This is a genomic window from Plastoroseomonas arctica (assembly GCF_018128965.1).
Classification (GTDB): Bacteria; Pseudomonadota; Alphaproteobacteria; order Acetobacterales; family Acetobacteraceae; genus Plastoroseomonas; species Plastoroseomonas arctica.
In genome coordinates, this window is record NZ_JAAEDH010000020.1 from 1 (window position 1) to 13,961 (window position 13,961).

Sequence of the window (13,961 nt, forward strand, 5' to 3'; positions counted from 1 at the left end):
GAGCGCGAGGGCGGCCTCGGGCGCGCCCCAGGCCGCGCAGAAGCCGGCGAGCGGCGGTGACGCGAGCGTCGCGACGGCCCGCGCGAGCTCCAGCGCCGCATTCGCGCCTGCCAGGTGCTGCCGCGGCACCAGCTGCGGCACGATCGAGAAGGCCGCCAGCACGCCGGGCACCACAGCGGAGGCCGCGAGAAAGGCGGCGAGCGCCAGCCAGCCCGCATCCGGCGCGGCCATCGCGACCAGGCACAGCAGCGTGGCACCCGCCGCCGCGCCGAGCAGCACGCGGGCGCGCGGCGCCCGATCGACCAGCACGCCGGCCGGCAGCGCGACCAGCAGCCAGGCCGCGCCCTGGGCCGCAACCAGCGCGCCCACGGCGCCGGGACCCGCGCCGAACGACAAGGTGGCGATCAAGGGAAGGGCCGCGAGCGCGATCTGGTCGACGGCATGCAGTCCGAGTAGCGTGAGGAGAAGCGGCTTGGGCGCGGTCTGTGACATGATCATCGGGGTCCTCGTTGCCACCGAATCTTCGGCCGCGATCGGTGCTGTCGGCCTTCCGCAAGTTGCCGTGACACGCACGCCCACGCAACTTAACCGAAACTCAGTTAACTGTCGTATTGCATTGCAATAGAAGGGTTTTCATTCCGCCCGCATCCTTGCGGTTTGCGGTCCGAGACCTTATTCAAGGGCCAAGAGAGTTCCATCAGACGGGAGGAGCGGCCGCATGGCCCAGGGCAGCGACACGGCAACCAAGCGCCGGGGCAAGGCAGCACCGCCCACCAATGCCAGCCGGGACACCCTGTTCCGCGCCTACCGCGACATGCTGCTGATCCGCCGCTTCGAGGAGAAGGCGGGCCAGCTCTACGGCATGGGCCTCATCGGCGGCTTCTGCCACCTCTACATCGGGCAGGAAGCGGTCGTGGTCGGCATGCAGATGGCGCTGCAGCCGGGCGACCAGGTCATCACCTCCTACCGCGACCACGGGCACATGCTCGCGACGGGGATGGAGGCGCGCGGCGTCATGGCGGAGCTTACCGGGCGCATCGGCGGCTATTCCAAGGGGAAGGGCGGCTCGATGCACATGTTCAGCCGCGAGAAGGGGTTTTTCGGCGGCCACGGCATCGTGGGTGCGCAGGTCTCGCTCGGCGCCGGCCTCGCCTTCGCCAACATGTACCGCGCCGATGGGCATGTCGCGCTGGCCTATTTCGGCGAGGGTGCGTCGAGCCAGGGCCAGGTGTTCGAGAGCATGAACCTCGCCGCCCTGCTGAAGCTGCCCTGCGTCTTCGTGATCGAGAACAACAAGTACGGCATGGGCACCTCGGTGGAGCGCGCCTCCGCCTCGCGCGACCTGTCCAAGAACGGCTCGCCCTGGGGCATCCCCGGCGAGCAGGTGAACGGCATGGACGTGCTCGCCGTGCATGAGGCCGGCGAGCGCGCCGTCGCTCACTGCCGCGAGGGCAAGGGCCCCTATCTGCTGGAGATGCGCACCTACCGCTACCGCGGCCACTCCATGTCTGACCCCGCAAAATACCGCACGCGCGAGGAGGTGCAGAAGATGCGCGAGCAGTCGGACTGCATCGAGACCGCGCGCAAGCTGCTGATGGAATCGCACGGCGTCACCGAGGCCGATCTCAAGGTGATCGACGACGAGGTGAAGGACATCGTCACCGACGCCGCCGAATTCGCGCAGTCCAGCCCGGAACCGGATGTGAGCGAACTCTGGACTGATATCCTCATCGAAGGGACCCGCTGAGATGGGCGTCGCGATCCTGATGCCGGCGCTCTCGCCGACCATGACCGAGGGCAAGCTCGCCCGCTGGCTGAAGAAGGAAGGCGAGGCGGTGAAATCCGGCGACGTCATCGCCGAGATCGAGACGGACAAGGCGACGATGGAAGTCGAAGCCGTCGACGAGGGCACGCTCACAAAAATTCTTGTCCCCGAGGGGACCGAGGGCGTGAGCGTCAACTCGGTCATCGCCGAGCTCGACGGCGGCACCGGCGACGCAAAGCCCGCACCCGCCGCCAGCCCGCCCGCGGCCGAGGCGCCCGCACCGGCGCCCGCCGAGGCATCGAAGCCCGCGCAGGCTTCGGTGCCCGCCACCGTCGCGACTGCCGCGCCCGAAAAGGATTGGGGCGCGACGGCGCCGATCACCGTGCGCGAGGCGCTGCGCGACGCGATGGCCGCCGAGATGAAGCGCGATTCCGACGTCTTCCTGATCGGCGAGGAGGTCGGCCAGTACCAGGGCGCCTACAAGATCAGCCAGGGCCTGCTCGACGAGTTCGGCCCCAAGCGCGTCATCGACATGCCGATCACCGAGCATGGCTTCACGGGCATGGCGGTCGGCGCGGCAATGACCGGCCTCAAGCCGATCGTCGAGTTCATGACCTTCAACTTCTCGATGCAGGCCATCGACCACATCATCAATTCGGCGGCCAAGACGCTGTACATGTCCGGCGGCCAGCTCGGCTGTCCGATCACCTTCCGCGGGCCCAACGGCGCGGCCTCGCGCGTCGCGGCCCAGCACAGCCAGTGCTACGCGAGCTGGTATGCGCATTGCCCGGGGCTGAAGGTTCTGGCGCCGTGGTCGGCCGCCGATGCGAAGGGCCTGCTGCGCGCCGCCATCCGCGACCCGAACCCGATCATCTTCCTCGAGAACGAGATCCTCTACGGCCAGACTTTTGATTGCCCGACGGATCCGGAATTCATCCTCGAGATCGGCAAGGCCAAGGTGGAGCGCGCGGGCACCGACGTCACGCTCGTCGCCTTCTCGGTCATGGTCGGGATGGCGATGCAGGCGGCGGACAAGCTCGCCGAACAGGGCATCAGCGCCGAAGTCATCAACCTCCGCTCGCTGCGCCCGCTCGACATCGAGACCATCGTCACATCGGTGAAGAAGACCAACCGCGTCGTGACGCTCGAGGAAGGCTGGCCCTATGCCGGCATCGGCGCCGAGATCGCGATGCAGATCATCGAGAACTGCTTCGATCATCTCGACGCGCCCCCGGTCCGCGTGCATGGGCTCGACGTGCCGATGCCCTATGCCGCGAACCTCGAAAAGCTGGCGCTGCCGCATGTCGACCACGTGGTCGATGCGGCCAAGCGCGTCACCTATCGCTGAGGGGTTCGCACCATGGCCACGAACATCCTGATGCCCGCCCTCTCGCCCACCATGACTGAGGGCAACCTGGCCCGCTGGCTCAAGGCCGAGGGCGACACCGTCAAATCCGGCGACGTGATCGCCGAGATCGAGACCGACAAGGCCACGATGGAGGTCGAGGCCGTCGATGAGGGCGTGCTCGGCAAGATCGTCGTCGCGGCGGGAACCGAAGGCGTGAAGGTCAACGCCGTGATCGCGGTGCTGGTGGAGAAGGGCGAGGCGGTGCCCGATGCCGCGCCGCCGCCCGCGCAGGCACCTGCCGCCGCGCCCGCTCAGGCGCCGGCTGCGGCTCCCGCACCGCCGGCTCCGGCTGAGAAGGTCGCGCTCAATCCGCAGCCGATCCCGCCCAAGGCGAACGGGCATGATGCCGGCGAGCGCGTCTTCGCCTCGCCTCTCGCGCGCCGCATGGCGCAGCAGGCGGGGCTCGCGCTGGATGGCATCAGCGGCTCCGGCCCCAACGGCCGGATCGTGAAGTCGGATGTCGAGGCCGCACTCGCGAAGCCCGTGCCAGCTTCGGCCTCCGCACCCGCCGCCGCGCCCGCCGCTGCACCGGCGCCGAAGCCCGCAGCACCGCCGGCCATCACCGCGCCGCACACCGCGATCCCGAACAGCTCGATGCGCAAGGTCATCGCGCGCCGCCTCGCGGAATCGAAGGCGACCATCCCGCATTTCTACGTGACGATGGACATGCAGATCGATGCGCTCCTGAAGCTGCGCGCCGATCTCAACGCCCGCTCGTCCAAGGACGGCCCCGGCGCCTTCAAGCTCTCGGTCAACGACCTGGTCATCAAGGCGACGGCGGCGACGCTCAAGCGCTACCCGGGCTGCAACGCGACCTGGACCGACGAGGCGACGATACAATACAGCGACGTCGACATCTCGGTCGCCGTCTCGATCCCCGACGGGCTGATCACCCCGATCATCCGCAAGGCCGACCAGAAGGGCCTCGCCGCCATCAGCGCGGAGATGAAGGACCTGGCCGCGCGGGCCAAATCCGGCAAGCTCAAGCCCGAGGAGTTCCAGGGCGGCGGCTTCTCCATCTCCAACATGGGCATGTATGGGGTGAGCGATTTCTCCGCCATCATCAACCCGCCCCAGGCCGGCATCCTCGCGGTCTCCGCCGGCGAGCAGCGCCCGGTGGTCAAGGACGGCGCGCTCGCGATCGCCACCGTGATGACCTGCACGCTCAGCGTGGACCACCGGGTGATCGACGGCGCGTTGGCCGCCGAGTTCATGCAGGCCCTCAAACGCACCATCGAGGACCCGCTGAGCCTGATGCTGTGAGCGGGTTCGGAGGGACGGTCATCCCTCCCGCCGCGCCCCTGGACATCGTCGGCGGCCCTGCGCATGCTAGGAAATTAATCCGTTCTTTTAACCGTACATCCGTGTCAGACCGCCTTTCCGCCCCAGGTGGGGAATATGTCCGAAAGCTGCATCGCGATGCGCTAGGGAAGTCTGAAAGTAAGGCGATCTCACTTCCTCTATTTCAAATTCAGAGGGTTACGCGGTCACCTTTGGCGTGGGCACCCTCGCCGTGACCTCCTTCACCCTTCGCGACGCGACGCCGGCCGACGTGCCGACCGTCGTCCGCCTGGTCCGCGCCCTCGCCGAGTACGAGAACCTCCTCCACGAAGCCCAGGGCACCGAAGCCGAGTTCCACCGCGCGCTCTTCGGCGAAACGCCCCGCGCCGGCGCGATGATCGCCGAGGTCGCCGGCATCCCGGTCGCGCTCTGCGTCTGGAACCGCACCTTCTCCACCTTCACCGCCCGCCACGGGATCTGGGTGGAGGATGTCTTCGTCGAACCCGCCCATCGCGGCCAGGGCATCGCGCGCGCCATGTTCAGGGCGCTCGCACGCCGCGTGCTCGACGAGGGCGGCGCCCGCCTCGAATGGAACGTGCTCGACTGGAATGCGCCCGCCATCGCCGCCTATCGCGCCATGGGCGCGCGCCCGCTCGATCCCTGGACCATGCAGCGCGTCGATGGCGCTGCGCTGAAAACCCTCGCCGGAGACTGACCCATGGCCGAGCAAACCTTCGACCTCATCGTGGTGGGCGGCGGCCCCGGCGGCTATGTCGCGGCCATCCGCGCCGCGCAGCTCAAGATGAGCGTGGCGCTGGTCGAGCGCGCGGAACTGGGTGGCATCTGCCTCAACTGGGGCTGCATCCCGACCAAGGCGCTGCTGCGTGCGAGCGAGATTAACCACACGCTGCACACGCTCGACGCCTATGGCTTCGCGGCGGACAATATCCGCTTCGATTTCGCGAAGGTGGTGAAGCGCTCGCGTGCGGTCGCGGGGCAGCTTTCGGGCGGGGTGAAGCACCTGTTGAAGAAGAACAAGATCACCGTCTTCGACGGCCATGCGAAGCTCGCCGGCGCCGGCAAGCTCACCGTGACCAAGGACGGCAAGCCGGTCGCGGACTTGGCCGCGAAGCACATCATCCTGGCCACCGGCGCCCGCGCGCGGGTGATCCCGGGGATCGAGCCGGACGGCAAGCTGATCTGGTCCTACCGCGAGGCGATGGTGCCGACCGCCATGCCGAAGAGCCTGATCGTCATCGGGTCAGGGGCGATCGGCGCGGAATTCGCCAGCTTCTACCGCAACATGGGCGCCGAGGTGACGCTGGTCGAGGTGATGGACCGCATCCTGCCGGTCGAGGATGCGGAGATCTCCGCCTTCGTGCAGAAGGCCTTCGAGAAGCAGGGCATGAAGATCCTCGTCAACGCCAAGGTGCAGGGTGTGCGCAAGGAGGGGGACGCGCTGACCGCCATCATCGAGACCGCGAAGGGTGTCACCGAGATCAAGGCGGACCGGCTGATCTCCGCCGTCGGCATCGTGGGCAATGTCGAAGATCTTGGCCTCGAGGGCACCAAGGTCGAGGTCGAGCGCACCCATGTGAAGATCGATGCAATGGGCCGCACCGGGGAGCCGGGGGTCTACGCCATCGGCGACCTCACCGGTGCGCCCTGGCTGGCGCACAAGGCGAGCCATGAGGGGGTGATGACGGTCGAGGCGATCGCCGGTCTGCACCCGCATGCGATGGACGCGCTGAACATCCCAGGGTGCACCTATTGCCGGCCGCAGGTGGCCTCGGTGGGCCTCACCGAAGCGGCCGCCAAGACCGCGGGCCATGAGGTGCGTGTGGGCCGCTTCCCCTTCATCGGCAACGGCAAGGCGATCGCCATGGGCGAGCCCGAGGGCTTCGTGAAGACGGTGTTCGACGCCAAGACCGGCGAGCTGCTGGGCGCGCACATGGTCGGGCCGGAGGTCACCGAGATGATCCAGGGCTACGCCATCGCCCGCACGCTGGAGACCACCGAGGCCGATCTGATGCACACGGTCTTCCCCCACCCCACGGTCTCGGAAGCCATGCACGAAAGCGTGCTTGATGCTTACGGGCGGGTGATCCACATCTAGCCCATGCGCGTAGAAATCGACCACAGGACCAGACCCGCTGCGGAGCCGCAAACCGTCAGGACCGGCGCCGAGCGGCACCCCGAAAAGGCCAACCGCCCGGACAACCCCATCCAGCGCAAGCCGGACTGGATCCGGGTGAAGGCGCCGACTCACCCGATCTACAAGGAAACCCGCGACCTGATGCGGGAGAACCGCCTGGTCACGGTGTGCGAGGAGGCCGCCTGCCCGAACATCGGCGAGTGCTGGTCGCAGCGCCACGCCACCATGATGATCATGGGCGACACCTGCACCCGTGCCTGCGCCTTCTGCAACGTCGCCACCGGCATCCCCCGCGCGCTCGACGCCGACGAGCCCCGCCGCGTCGCCGATGCGGTCGCCAAGCTCGGCCTGCGCCATGTGGTGATCACCTCGGTGGACCGCGACGACCTGGCCGATGGCGGGGCGCGCCACTTCGCGCAGACCATCCTGGCCATTCGCGCCGCCACGCCCACCACGACCATCGAGGTCCTGACCCCCGATTTCCTGCGCAAGGACGGGGCGATGGAGGTGGTGGTCGATGCCCGCCCTGACGTGTTCAATCACAATCTGGAAACCGTGCCTGCGCTATACCCCTCCATCCGCCCGGGTGCGCGCTACTACCACTCGCTTCGGCTGCTTGACCGCGTGAAGCAGCGCGACCACACGGTCTTCACCAAATCCGGCATCATGGTGGGCCTGGGCGAGACGCGGATCGAGGTTCTGCAAGTCATGGATGATCTGCGCAGCGCAGATGTGGATTTCCTCACCATCGGGCAGTACCTGCAGCCCTCGGTGAAGCATGCCGCGGTGGACCGCTTTGTGCCGCCCGACGAGTTCGACAGCTATGCCATTACCGCCCGTGGCAAGGGGTTCCTGCTGGTTTCGGCGACCCCACTGACGCGAAGCAGCTACCACGCGGATCGCGATTTCGCAGCACTCGCGGAAGCCCGCCGGTCGGGGGCGCGCGCCTGACATGCCGACACATGCCGAAAAGCGCATCCTCCGCGCCACGCCGGAGCAGGTGTTCGACGTGGTCGCCGATGTGCGCCGCTACCCGGAATTCCTGCCCTGGTGCGTGGGCGCGCGCGTCATCACGCGCACCGACACGGTGCTGACCGCGGACCTTACCATTGGGTTCAAGGTGTTCCGAGAGACCTTCCGCAGCGAGGTGACGCTGGACCGGCCCGGCCATGTGCAGGTGCGCTACCTGAACGGGCCCTTTCGCTATCTGAACAACCAGTGGCGCATCAGCCCGCACGCGCAGGGCTGCGAAGTGGATTTCTTCGTCGACTTCGAGTTCCGCTCGCGCCTGCTGCAGGCGGTGATCGGGACCGTCTTCAACGAGGCAGTCCGCCTGATGGTGCGCGCTTTCGAGCGGCGGATCATGGCGCTGCACGGCCGGGCTCTGGTTCCGAATGCGCCGCCGGAGCCGCTGCCGCAGGGCTAGCCCATCAGCTCGATCAGCGCCATTGCGGCTGCGGGGTTGCTCACCTTGTGGCCGCTGATGACGTAGACATAGATGTCCCGTCCCGCAGCCTTCGCCGCCGGTTTGCCAACGCGCTCCAGGCCCTTCGGCAGCTCGCCCTTCGCCCAGCTGCGTGCCCGCTCCGCCCAGAGTTTCAGGGTCGCCGCGGGATACCCGGTCGGCTCGCCCTCCTTCGTGCCCAGCAGCCGGGCATAGACGAACGGTGCGGTCAGGTCCGCGATCAGCGGGTATTCACCATCGAAGTCGGCGACGATCGCGACGCCATGCTCGCGCGCGAGCTCGATGAATTCCGGCGCGCGGAAACTCTCGTGCCGCACCTCGACGACGTGGCGCAACGCCTGTCCGTTGCGGCTCGACGGCAGCAGCTTGAGGAAGGCCCCGAAATCATCGGGGTCGAAGCGCTTGGTCGGCATGAACTGCCAGTTGATAGGACCGAGCTTCTCCTTCAGCTCCATCACGCCGCCGCCCAGGAACCGCTCGATGGTGTCGCCGGCCTCGGCGAGAACCTTGCGGTTGGTCGCATAGCGCGGCGCCTTGACGGAGAACACGAAGTCTTTCGGCGTCTCCTCGCGCCACTTGGCAAAGGTCTCGGGTTTTTGGGAACCGTAGTAGGTGCCGTTGATCTCGATCGAGCTTAGCTTTCGGCTCGCATAGGCGAGCTCGTCCTTATGCGGGTGCTTGTCGGGGTAGAACGCCCCGCGCCAGGGCTCGTAGGTCCAGCCCCCCACGCCGATGCGGATGTTTCCGGGTTTTGCCATGATGGCTCCTGAAATCAGCCAGGCCGGCGAAAGTTGCCCGGCCGTTTACCGTCTGCCGGATTGCAGGCTAGCCTGCGCGTCATGGTCCATGCCCCCTCCCGGCCACCCGCCGGCGCCCCGCCCGTCCGCATCAACCTGTATTCGGACACCCAGACCCTCCCGACGCCGGCCATGAAGGACGCCATGATGCGCGCCGAGCTGGGCGACGAGCAGCATGGCGACGACCCCACTGTGCACGCGCTCACCGACCGGATGGCAGCACTCCTGGGCAAGGAGGCGGCGATGTTCCTGCCCTCCGGCACGATGTGCAACGTGATCGCCATCCTCACCCATTGCCGCAAGGGCGACGAGGTCCTGGCGCATGAAACGGCCCACATCCTGTCCAGCGAGGGCGGCACCCACGCTGCGTTGACGGGTGCGCAGATCTACCCGCTGAAGGGTGCGCGCGGCCTGTTCACGCCGGAAACGCTGCGCGCCGCCATTCGCCCGCGCACCCGCTACGCGCCCCCCCAGCGCCTGCTGGAGGTCGAGCAGACCGCCAATATCGGCGGCGGTATCGTCTGGCCGCTGGAACAGCTCAACGCTGTCGCCGACATCGCCCATGGCCAGGGCTGGGCGACGCATATGGACGGCGCGCGGCTGATGAATGCCTGCGTCGCGGCCGGCATTCCGGCTTCGGAAATGGTCGCGCAATACGACAGCGTCTGGCTCGATTTCACCAAGGGCCTGGGCGCGCCGCTCGGCGCGGTGCTCGCCGGGTCCAGCGAGTTCATCGGCGAGGCCTGGCGTTGGAAGCAGCGCCTAGGCGGCTCCATGCGCCAGGCCGGCATCGTCGCCGCCGCCTGCCTCTATTCGCTGGACAACAACATCGACCGTCTCGCGGACGACCACGCGAATGCGAAGGCGCTCGCCCGCGGCCTTGCGCAGATCGAAGGCTTCAAGGTCGAGGCACCCGAGACCAACCTGGTGTTCTTCGACACCACCGGCGCCGGCTTCACCGCCGAGCAGCTCTCCGCCGCGCTGCGCATGGAGGGCATCATGATCTCCGGCCTCGGCGGGCGGCTGCGCGCGTGCACTCATCTCAACGTGACGGCACCGATGATCGAGGACGCGCTCACCGCCATCCGCGGCATCGTCGCGCGCGGGCATTGAGGCGCGTGGCCACCGCCGCCGAACGCCTCATCGAGTTTCTCGCCGACCAGGGCATCGACCGCGCCTTCTGCGTCCCCGGCGAGAGCTACATCGCGCTGCTCGACGCGCTGCACGCGCACCCGCGCATCGACCTGGTCATCGCCCGTCAGGAAGGCGGTGCGGGGTTCATGGCCGTCGCGGATGCGAAGCTCACCGGCCGCCCCGGCGTGGTGCTGGTCTCGCGCGGCCCCGGTGCATGCAATGCCGCGATCGCCGTGCACACGGCGGAGCAGGATGCCGTGCCGTTGATCCTGCTCATCGGGCAGGTCGAGAAGCGCGATCTGCGCCGCAACGCCTTCCAGGAAATCGACTACGCGAACATGTTCCGCGGCGTCGCCAAATGGGTCGGCGAGGCGACTGACCCCGAGCAGGTGCCGGAACTCATCGCTCGCGCCTACGCTGTGGCCATGCAGGGCGTCCCCGGCCCGGTGGTGCTCTCGCTGCCCGAGGATATCGGCGCCATGTCCTGCACTGCGCCCCCTCTGCCCGCGACGCTTGTGGCCCCTGCGCTCGCCGACGCCACGTCGATCGCCGAGGCGCTGCGTCGCGCCGGGCGCCCCATCCTGCTCGCGGGCTACGGTTTTGAAGCGCCCGGCGGCCGCGACGCGCTGCTCGCCCTCGCCGAACGCTGGCACCTGCCCGTCGCGGTCAGTTTCCGCCGCCAGGACCTCTTCCCCAACGCGCACCCGCTCTATGCCGGCGACATGGGCCTGCGCAATCCGGACGCGCAGCGCGAAGCCTTCGCCGAGGCGGATCTGGTGCTGGCCCTCGGGACGCGGCTGACCGACATCACGACACAGGGCTGGACCTGGCCCGCACCCGGCCAACGCCTCATCCATGTCTGCGACGAGCCGCGTTTCCTCGGCTGGCAATTCCCGGCGGAGGTTGCGCTGGCGGCCAACCCGCTGGCGGTGGCGCAGGCGCTGCTCGACATGCAGCCGGGCGCGCCGGCCACCCGCGTGGGCTGGAACAAGCGCCTGCGCGATCTGCAGACCGCCGACAGCCAAATCGGCACGCGCAGCTTCGATGACGGCATCGCCTTCGCGAAGGTCGCGGCATTGATCCATCGTGTCGCACCGGCGGATGCGATCGTCACGCTCGACGCCGGCACCTTCGGCGCGCCGTTCTACCGCAAGCTGCCCTGGGCGCCGCCGCAGCGGCTGCTCGCGCCCATCTCCGGCGCGATGGGCTTCGGCATGCCCGCCGCCGTCGCCGCCGCGCTGCGCCATCCGGAGCGCACGGTGATCTGCGCGCTGGGCGATGGTGGCGCGCTGATGACGGGCGGCGAATTGGCCGTCGCCGTCGCGCGCGGTGCCGCCATCAAGATGGTGCTGTCGGACAATGGCAGCTACGCCTCGATCCGCATCCACCAGGAGCGCCAGCACCCGGGGCGCGTCTCCGGCACCGACCTGGTCAATCCCGAGTTCGCCACCTGGGCCGCCGCCTTCCACGTCCCGGTGACGGTCGCCTCGACCGAGGCGGATTTCCCCGCCATCGAGGCGGCGCTGCTGGCACCCGGCCCTGCCGCGATCATCGTGAAAACCTCCCTCGCCGCGGTGCTGCCCTGACCCTGGACAGGCGCTCCCCTCGCTCCTAATCCAGGGGCAACGGAGGACCCGACCATGGACCAGCCCCTCATCGCCGCCGACCCGCATGCCGAGATCCGCGCCGAGGTCACCAAACTGTGTGCGCGCTTCCCGGGCGAGTACTGGCGTGAGCTCGACGCGCGTCGCGGCTACCCCACCGAATTCGTCACCGCGCTGACCGAGGCCGGCTACCTCGGCGCGCTGATCCCCGAGGAATTCGGCGGCGCCGGTCTGCCCCTCTCCGCCGCGGCTGCGATCCTGGAGACGGTGCACGCCTCGGGCGGCAATGGCGGTGCCTGCCACGCGCAGATGTACATCATGGGCACCATCCTCAAGCACGGGAACGCCGCGCAGAAGCAGGCCTACCTGCCCAAGATCGCGACCGGCGAGCTGCGCCTGCAGGCCTTCGGCGTCACCGAGCCGACCTCGGGCACCGACACCACCGCGCTGCGCACCACGGCGCGTCGCGAGGGCGAGAACTACATCGTCAACGGCCAGAAGATCTGGACCAGCCGCGCCGAGCATTCCGACCTGATGCTGCTGCTCGCACGCACCACGCCGCGCGATCAGGTGGCGAAGAAGACCGAAGGGCTGTCCACCTTCATCGTCGACATGAAGGCGGCACTCGGGAACGGTCTGACCATCCGCCCCATCCGCACGATGATGAACCACAATTCCTGCGAGGTGTTCTTCGACAACATGGTGGTCCCCGCCGAGAACCTGGTCGGCGTTGAGGGCAGGGGGTTCCGCTACATCCTCGACGGGATGAATGCCGAGCGTCTGCTGATCGCCTCCGAATGCATCGGCGACGCCAAGTGGTTCACCGAGCGCTCCATCGCCTACGCCAAGGAACGCGTGCTGTTCGGCCGCCCGATCGGGCAGAACCAGGGCGTGCAGTTTCCCATCGCCAAGGCCTATGCCCAGATGCGCGCTGCCGAGGCCATCGTGCAGAAGGGTCTCGAGAAGTTTGAAGCCGGCCTGCCCTGCGGCGAGGAAGCCAATATGGGCAAGATGCTCGCCGCCGACGCCAGCTGGGCCGCCGGCGAGGCCTGCATCCAGACCCATGGCGGCTTCGGTTTCGCCGAGGAATACGACATCGAGCGCAAGTACCGCGAGACGCGCCTGTATCAGGTCGCCCCGATCAGTACGAACCTGATCCTGAGCTACATCGGCGAGCACGTGCTGGGCATGCCGCGGAGCTATTGATTGCCATGCAAGCGACCGTCGCCATCGCCTATGATTTCGACGGGACCCTGGCGCCGGGCAACATGCAGGAGCATCGCTTCCTGCCGAAGCTTAGCATCGACGCTGTTGATTTCTGGAGGCGATCCACCGAGCTCGCTAAAGCGCAGCAGGGCGACCCGATCCTCACCTACATGCACTGCATGATCGAGGGCGCGCGCTACGCGGGCCTGTCAATGCGGCGGGAGGATTGGGTGGCACATGGGCGCGACCTTCCGCTTTTCCCCGGCGTCGAGACTTGGTTCGCGCGCATCAACGCCGCCGCCTCGGTGCGAGGCATCACCATGCAGCACTACGTCATCTCCTCCGGCCTACGCGAGATGATTGACGGCACGTCTATTCGGCCGCATCTCGGCGCCGTGTTCGCGTCGGGCTTCCTGTACGACGGATCTGGCGTCGCGGTCGGCGCTGCGGTCGGGGTCAATTACACCACCAAAACGCAGTACCTGTTCCGCATTAACAAGGGCGCCCTCGATCTCTCGGACAATGAGGCGGTCAATGCTTACCAAGCGCCCGAGGATAGGCCCGTGCCGTTTCCGAACATGATCTTCATTGGCGATGGCGACACCGACATCCCCTCCTTCCGCACAGTGAAGGAGATGGGCGGCCACTCCATCGCCGTCTTCCCGCCCGACGACGAGGCGCGCGCAGCCAAGGGTGCGAAACTCATCCACGAACAGCGCGTCCACTGCGCCGTGCTCGCCGACTACACCGCGGGCGCCGAGCTGGAGCGCCGCGTGCTGGCCGTGCTCGACCTCGTCGCCGCCCGCGCCATCGTCACCGCACCGTCCTCCGGTACCTCGGCGTGACGCCAGCGGCCGGCGCCTGGCTGCAATGGGTGATGGCGGTAGGCGGGGCGATGATCGGCGGGGTCGGCGTGGCTGGCGCGCTGTTCGGCGAAGGGCCGGTGCCATCCTACGTCCTGCAGATCTTCGCCGGCTGGTGCGTGCTGACGCCCTACTGGTGGTACTACGAGTACCGCACGCTCGCCCCTGCCGATCCCGCCGCGCTTGCCGAGTTCGAACGGCGCCAGCGCCATTCCCGCACCGTCTGGCTCGGCGTCGCCTTTGCCATGGGCGTGCTGATCCTGGCACACGCGCGGTGAACCCG

At 68.0% G+C, this 13,961-nt stretch carries 14 protein-coding genes; 12 read left to right on the forward strand and 2 right to left on the reverse strand.

Annotation, left to right across the window (positions count from 1 at the left end; translation table 11 throughout):
- On the reverse strand, nt 1–498 hold a 498-nt coding region (locus tag GXW79_RS16020), incomplete at its 3' end, for an MFS transporter (protein ID WP_211875446.1).
- 220 nt (nt 499–718) lie between these two features.
- On the opposite strand from GXW79_RS16020, the gene pdhA reads away from it, so the two are divergent.
- From pdhA to GXW79_RS16055, 7 genes are all read left to right on the forward strand, one after another.
- Entirely contained in the window at nt 719–1,747 is a 1,029-nt protein-coding gene (gene pdhA / locus GXW79_RS16025; protein WP_211875447.1) for a pyruvate dehydrogenase (acetyl-transferring) E1 component subunit alpha, read from the forward strand.
- A 1-nt stretch (nt 1,748) separates the two neighbouring features.
- Nucleotides 1,749–3,113 (forward strand): pyruvate dehydrogenase complex E1 component subunit beta, encoded by a 1,365-nt coding sequence (locus GXW79_RS16030; protein WP_211875448.1) that lies wholly within the window; start codon nt 1,749–1,751, stop codon nt 3,111–3,113.
- A gap of 12 nt (nt 3,114–3,125) precedes the next feature.
- On the forward strand, nt 3,126–4,436 hold the full coding sequence (locus GXW79_RS16035) for a pyruvate dehydrogenase complex dihydrolipoamide acetyltransferase (protein ID WP_211875449.1): 1,311 nt from the start codon (nt 3,126–3,128) through the stop codon (nt 4,434–4,436).
- Between the two features lie 250 nt (nt 4,437–4,686).
- Nucleotides 4,687–5,169 (forward strand): GNAT family N-acetyltransferase, encoded by a 483-nt coding sequence (locus GXW79_RS16040; protein ID WP_367614934.1) that lies wholly within the window; start codon nt 4,687–4,689, stop codon nt 5,167–5,169.
- Between the two features lie 3 nt (nt 5,170–5,172).
- The gene (gene lpdA / locus GXW79_RS16045; RefSeq protein ID WP_211875451.1) at nt 5,173–6,570 is read left to right on the forward strand and encodes a dihydrolipoyl dehydrogenase; all 1,398 of its coding nucleotides are present in this window, start codon (nt 5,173–5,175) and stop codon (nt 6,568–6,570) included.
- A 3-nt stretch (nt 6,571–6,573) separates the two neighbouring features.
- Complete coding sequence (gene lipA, locus GXW79_RS16050) at nt 6,574–7,560, forward strand: lipoyl synthase (protein WP_211875452.1); 987 nt, start codon at nt 6,574–6,576, stop codon at nt 7,558–7,560.
- 1 nt (nt 7,561) lies between these two features.
- A complete protein-coding gene (locus GXW79_RS16055) occupies nt 7,562–8,035 on the forward strand; it encodes a type II toxin-antitoxin system RatA family toxin (RefSeq protein WP_211875453.1) in 474 nt (157 codons plus the stop codon).
- Here the strand turns inward: GXW79_RS16055 and GXW79_RS16060 are convergent.
- Nucleotides 8,032–8,832 (reverse strand): DUF72 domain-containing protein, encoded by an 801-nt coding sequence (locus GXW79_RS16060; RefSeq protein ID WP_211875454.1) that lies wholly within the window; start codon nt 8,830–8,832, stop codon nt 8,032–8,034. The two genes, GXW79_RS16055 and GXW79_RS16060, sit on opposite strands and share 4 nt — an antisense overlap.
- An 81-nt stretch (nt 8,833–8,913) precedes the next feature.
- On the opposite strand from GXW79_RS16060, the gene GXW79_RS16065 reads away from it, so the two are divergent.
- Genes GXW79_RS16065 through GXW79_RS16085 form a run of 5 tightly spaced genes read left to right on the forward strand, consistent with a single transcriptional unit; the run spans nt 8,914 to nt 13,956 of the window.
- Nucleotides 8,914–9,984 (forward strand): threonine aldolase family protein, encoded by a 1,071-nt coding sequence (locus tag GXW79_RS16065; RefSeq protein WP_211875455.1) that lies wholly within the window; start codon nt 8,914–8,916, stop codon nt 9,982–9,984.
- Between the two features lie 5 nt (nt 9,985–9,989).
- A complete protein-coding gene (locus GXW79_RS16070) occupies nt 9,990–11,591 on the forward strand; it encodes a thiamine pyrophosphate-binding protein (protein WP_211875456.1) in 1,602 nt (533 codons plus the stop codon).
- Between the two features lie 54 nt (nt 11,592–11,645).
- Nucleotides 11,646–12,815: an acyl-CoA dehydrogenase family protein gene (locus GXW79_RS16075; protein WP_211875457.1), complete on the forward strand. Its 1,170-nt coding sequence runs from the start codon at nt 11,646–11,648 to the stop codon at nt 12,813–12,815.
- 5 nt (nt 12,816–12,820) lie between these two features.
- Nucleotides 12,821–13,660: an HAD family hydrolase gene (locus GXW79_RS16080; protein WP_211875458.1), complete on the forward strand. Its 840-nt coding sequence runs from the start codon at nt 12,821–12,823 to the stop codon at nt 13,658–13,660.
- Complete coding sequence (locus GXW79_RS16085; RefSeq protein ID WP_211875459.1) at nt 13,657–13,956, forward strand: hypothetical protein; 300 nt, start codon at nt 13,657–13,659, stop codon at nt 13,954–13,956. The genes GXW79_RS16080 and GXW79_RS16085 overlap by 4 nt, the downstream gene beginning before the upstream one ends.
- The last annotated feature ends 5 nt before the right edge of the window (nt 13,957–13,961 follow it).

Excerpts from the sequence above, each read along its gene's own strand:
- GXW79_RS16065 (WP_211875455.1), top strand. The coding sequence starts at position 8,914 with ATGGTCCATGCCCCCTCCCGGCCACCCGCCGGCGCCCCGCCCGTCCGC.
- GXW79_RS16075 (WP_211875457.1), top strand. The coding sequence starts at position 11,646 with ATGGACCAGCCCCTCATCGCCGCCGACCCGCATGCCGAGATCCGCGCC.
- GXW79_RS16080 (WP_211875458.1), top strand. The coding sequence starts at position 12,821 with ATGCAAGCGACCGTCGCCATCGCCTATGATTTCGACGGGACCCTGGCG.
- GXW79_RS16060 (WP_211875454.1), bottom strand. The coding sequence starts at position 8,832 with ATGGCAAAACCCGGAAACATCCGCATCGGCGTGGGGGGCTGGACCTAC.
- lpdA (WP_211875451.1), top strand. The coding sequence starts at position 5,173 with ATGGCCGAGCAAACCTTCGACCTCATCGTGGTGGGCGGCGGCCCCGGC.
- GXW79_RS16030 (WP_211875448.1), top strand. The coding sequence starts at position 1,749 with ATGGGCGTCGCGATCCTGATGCCGGCGCTCTCGCCGACCATGACCGAG.
- GXW79_RS16055 (WP_211875453.1), top strand. The coding sequence starts at position 7,562 with ATGCCGACACATGCCGAAAAGCGCATCCTCCGCGCCACGCCGGAGCAG.
- lipA (WP_211875452.1), top strand. The coding sequence starts at position 6,574 with ATGCGCGTAGAAATCGACCACAGGACCAGACCCGCTGCGGAGCCGCAA.
- pdhA (WP_211875447.1), top strand. The coding sequence starts at position 719 with ATGGCCCAGGGCAGCGACACGGCAACCAAGCGCCGGGGCAAGGCAGCA.
- GXW79_RS16035 (WP_211875449.1), top strand. The coding sequence starts at position 3,126 with ATGGCCACGAACATCCTGATGCCCGCCCTCTCGCCCACCATGACTGAG.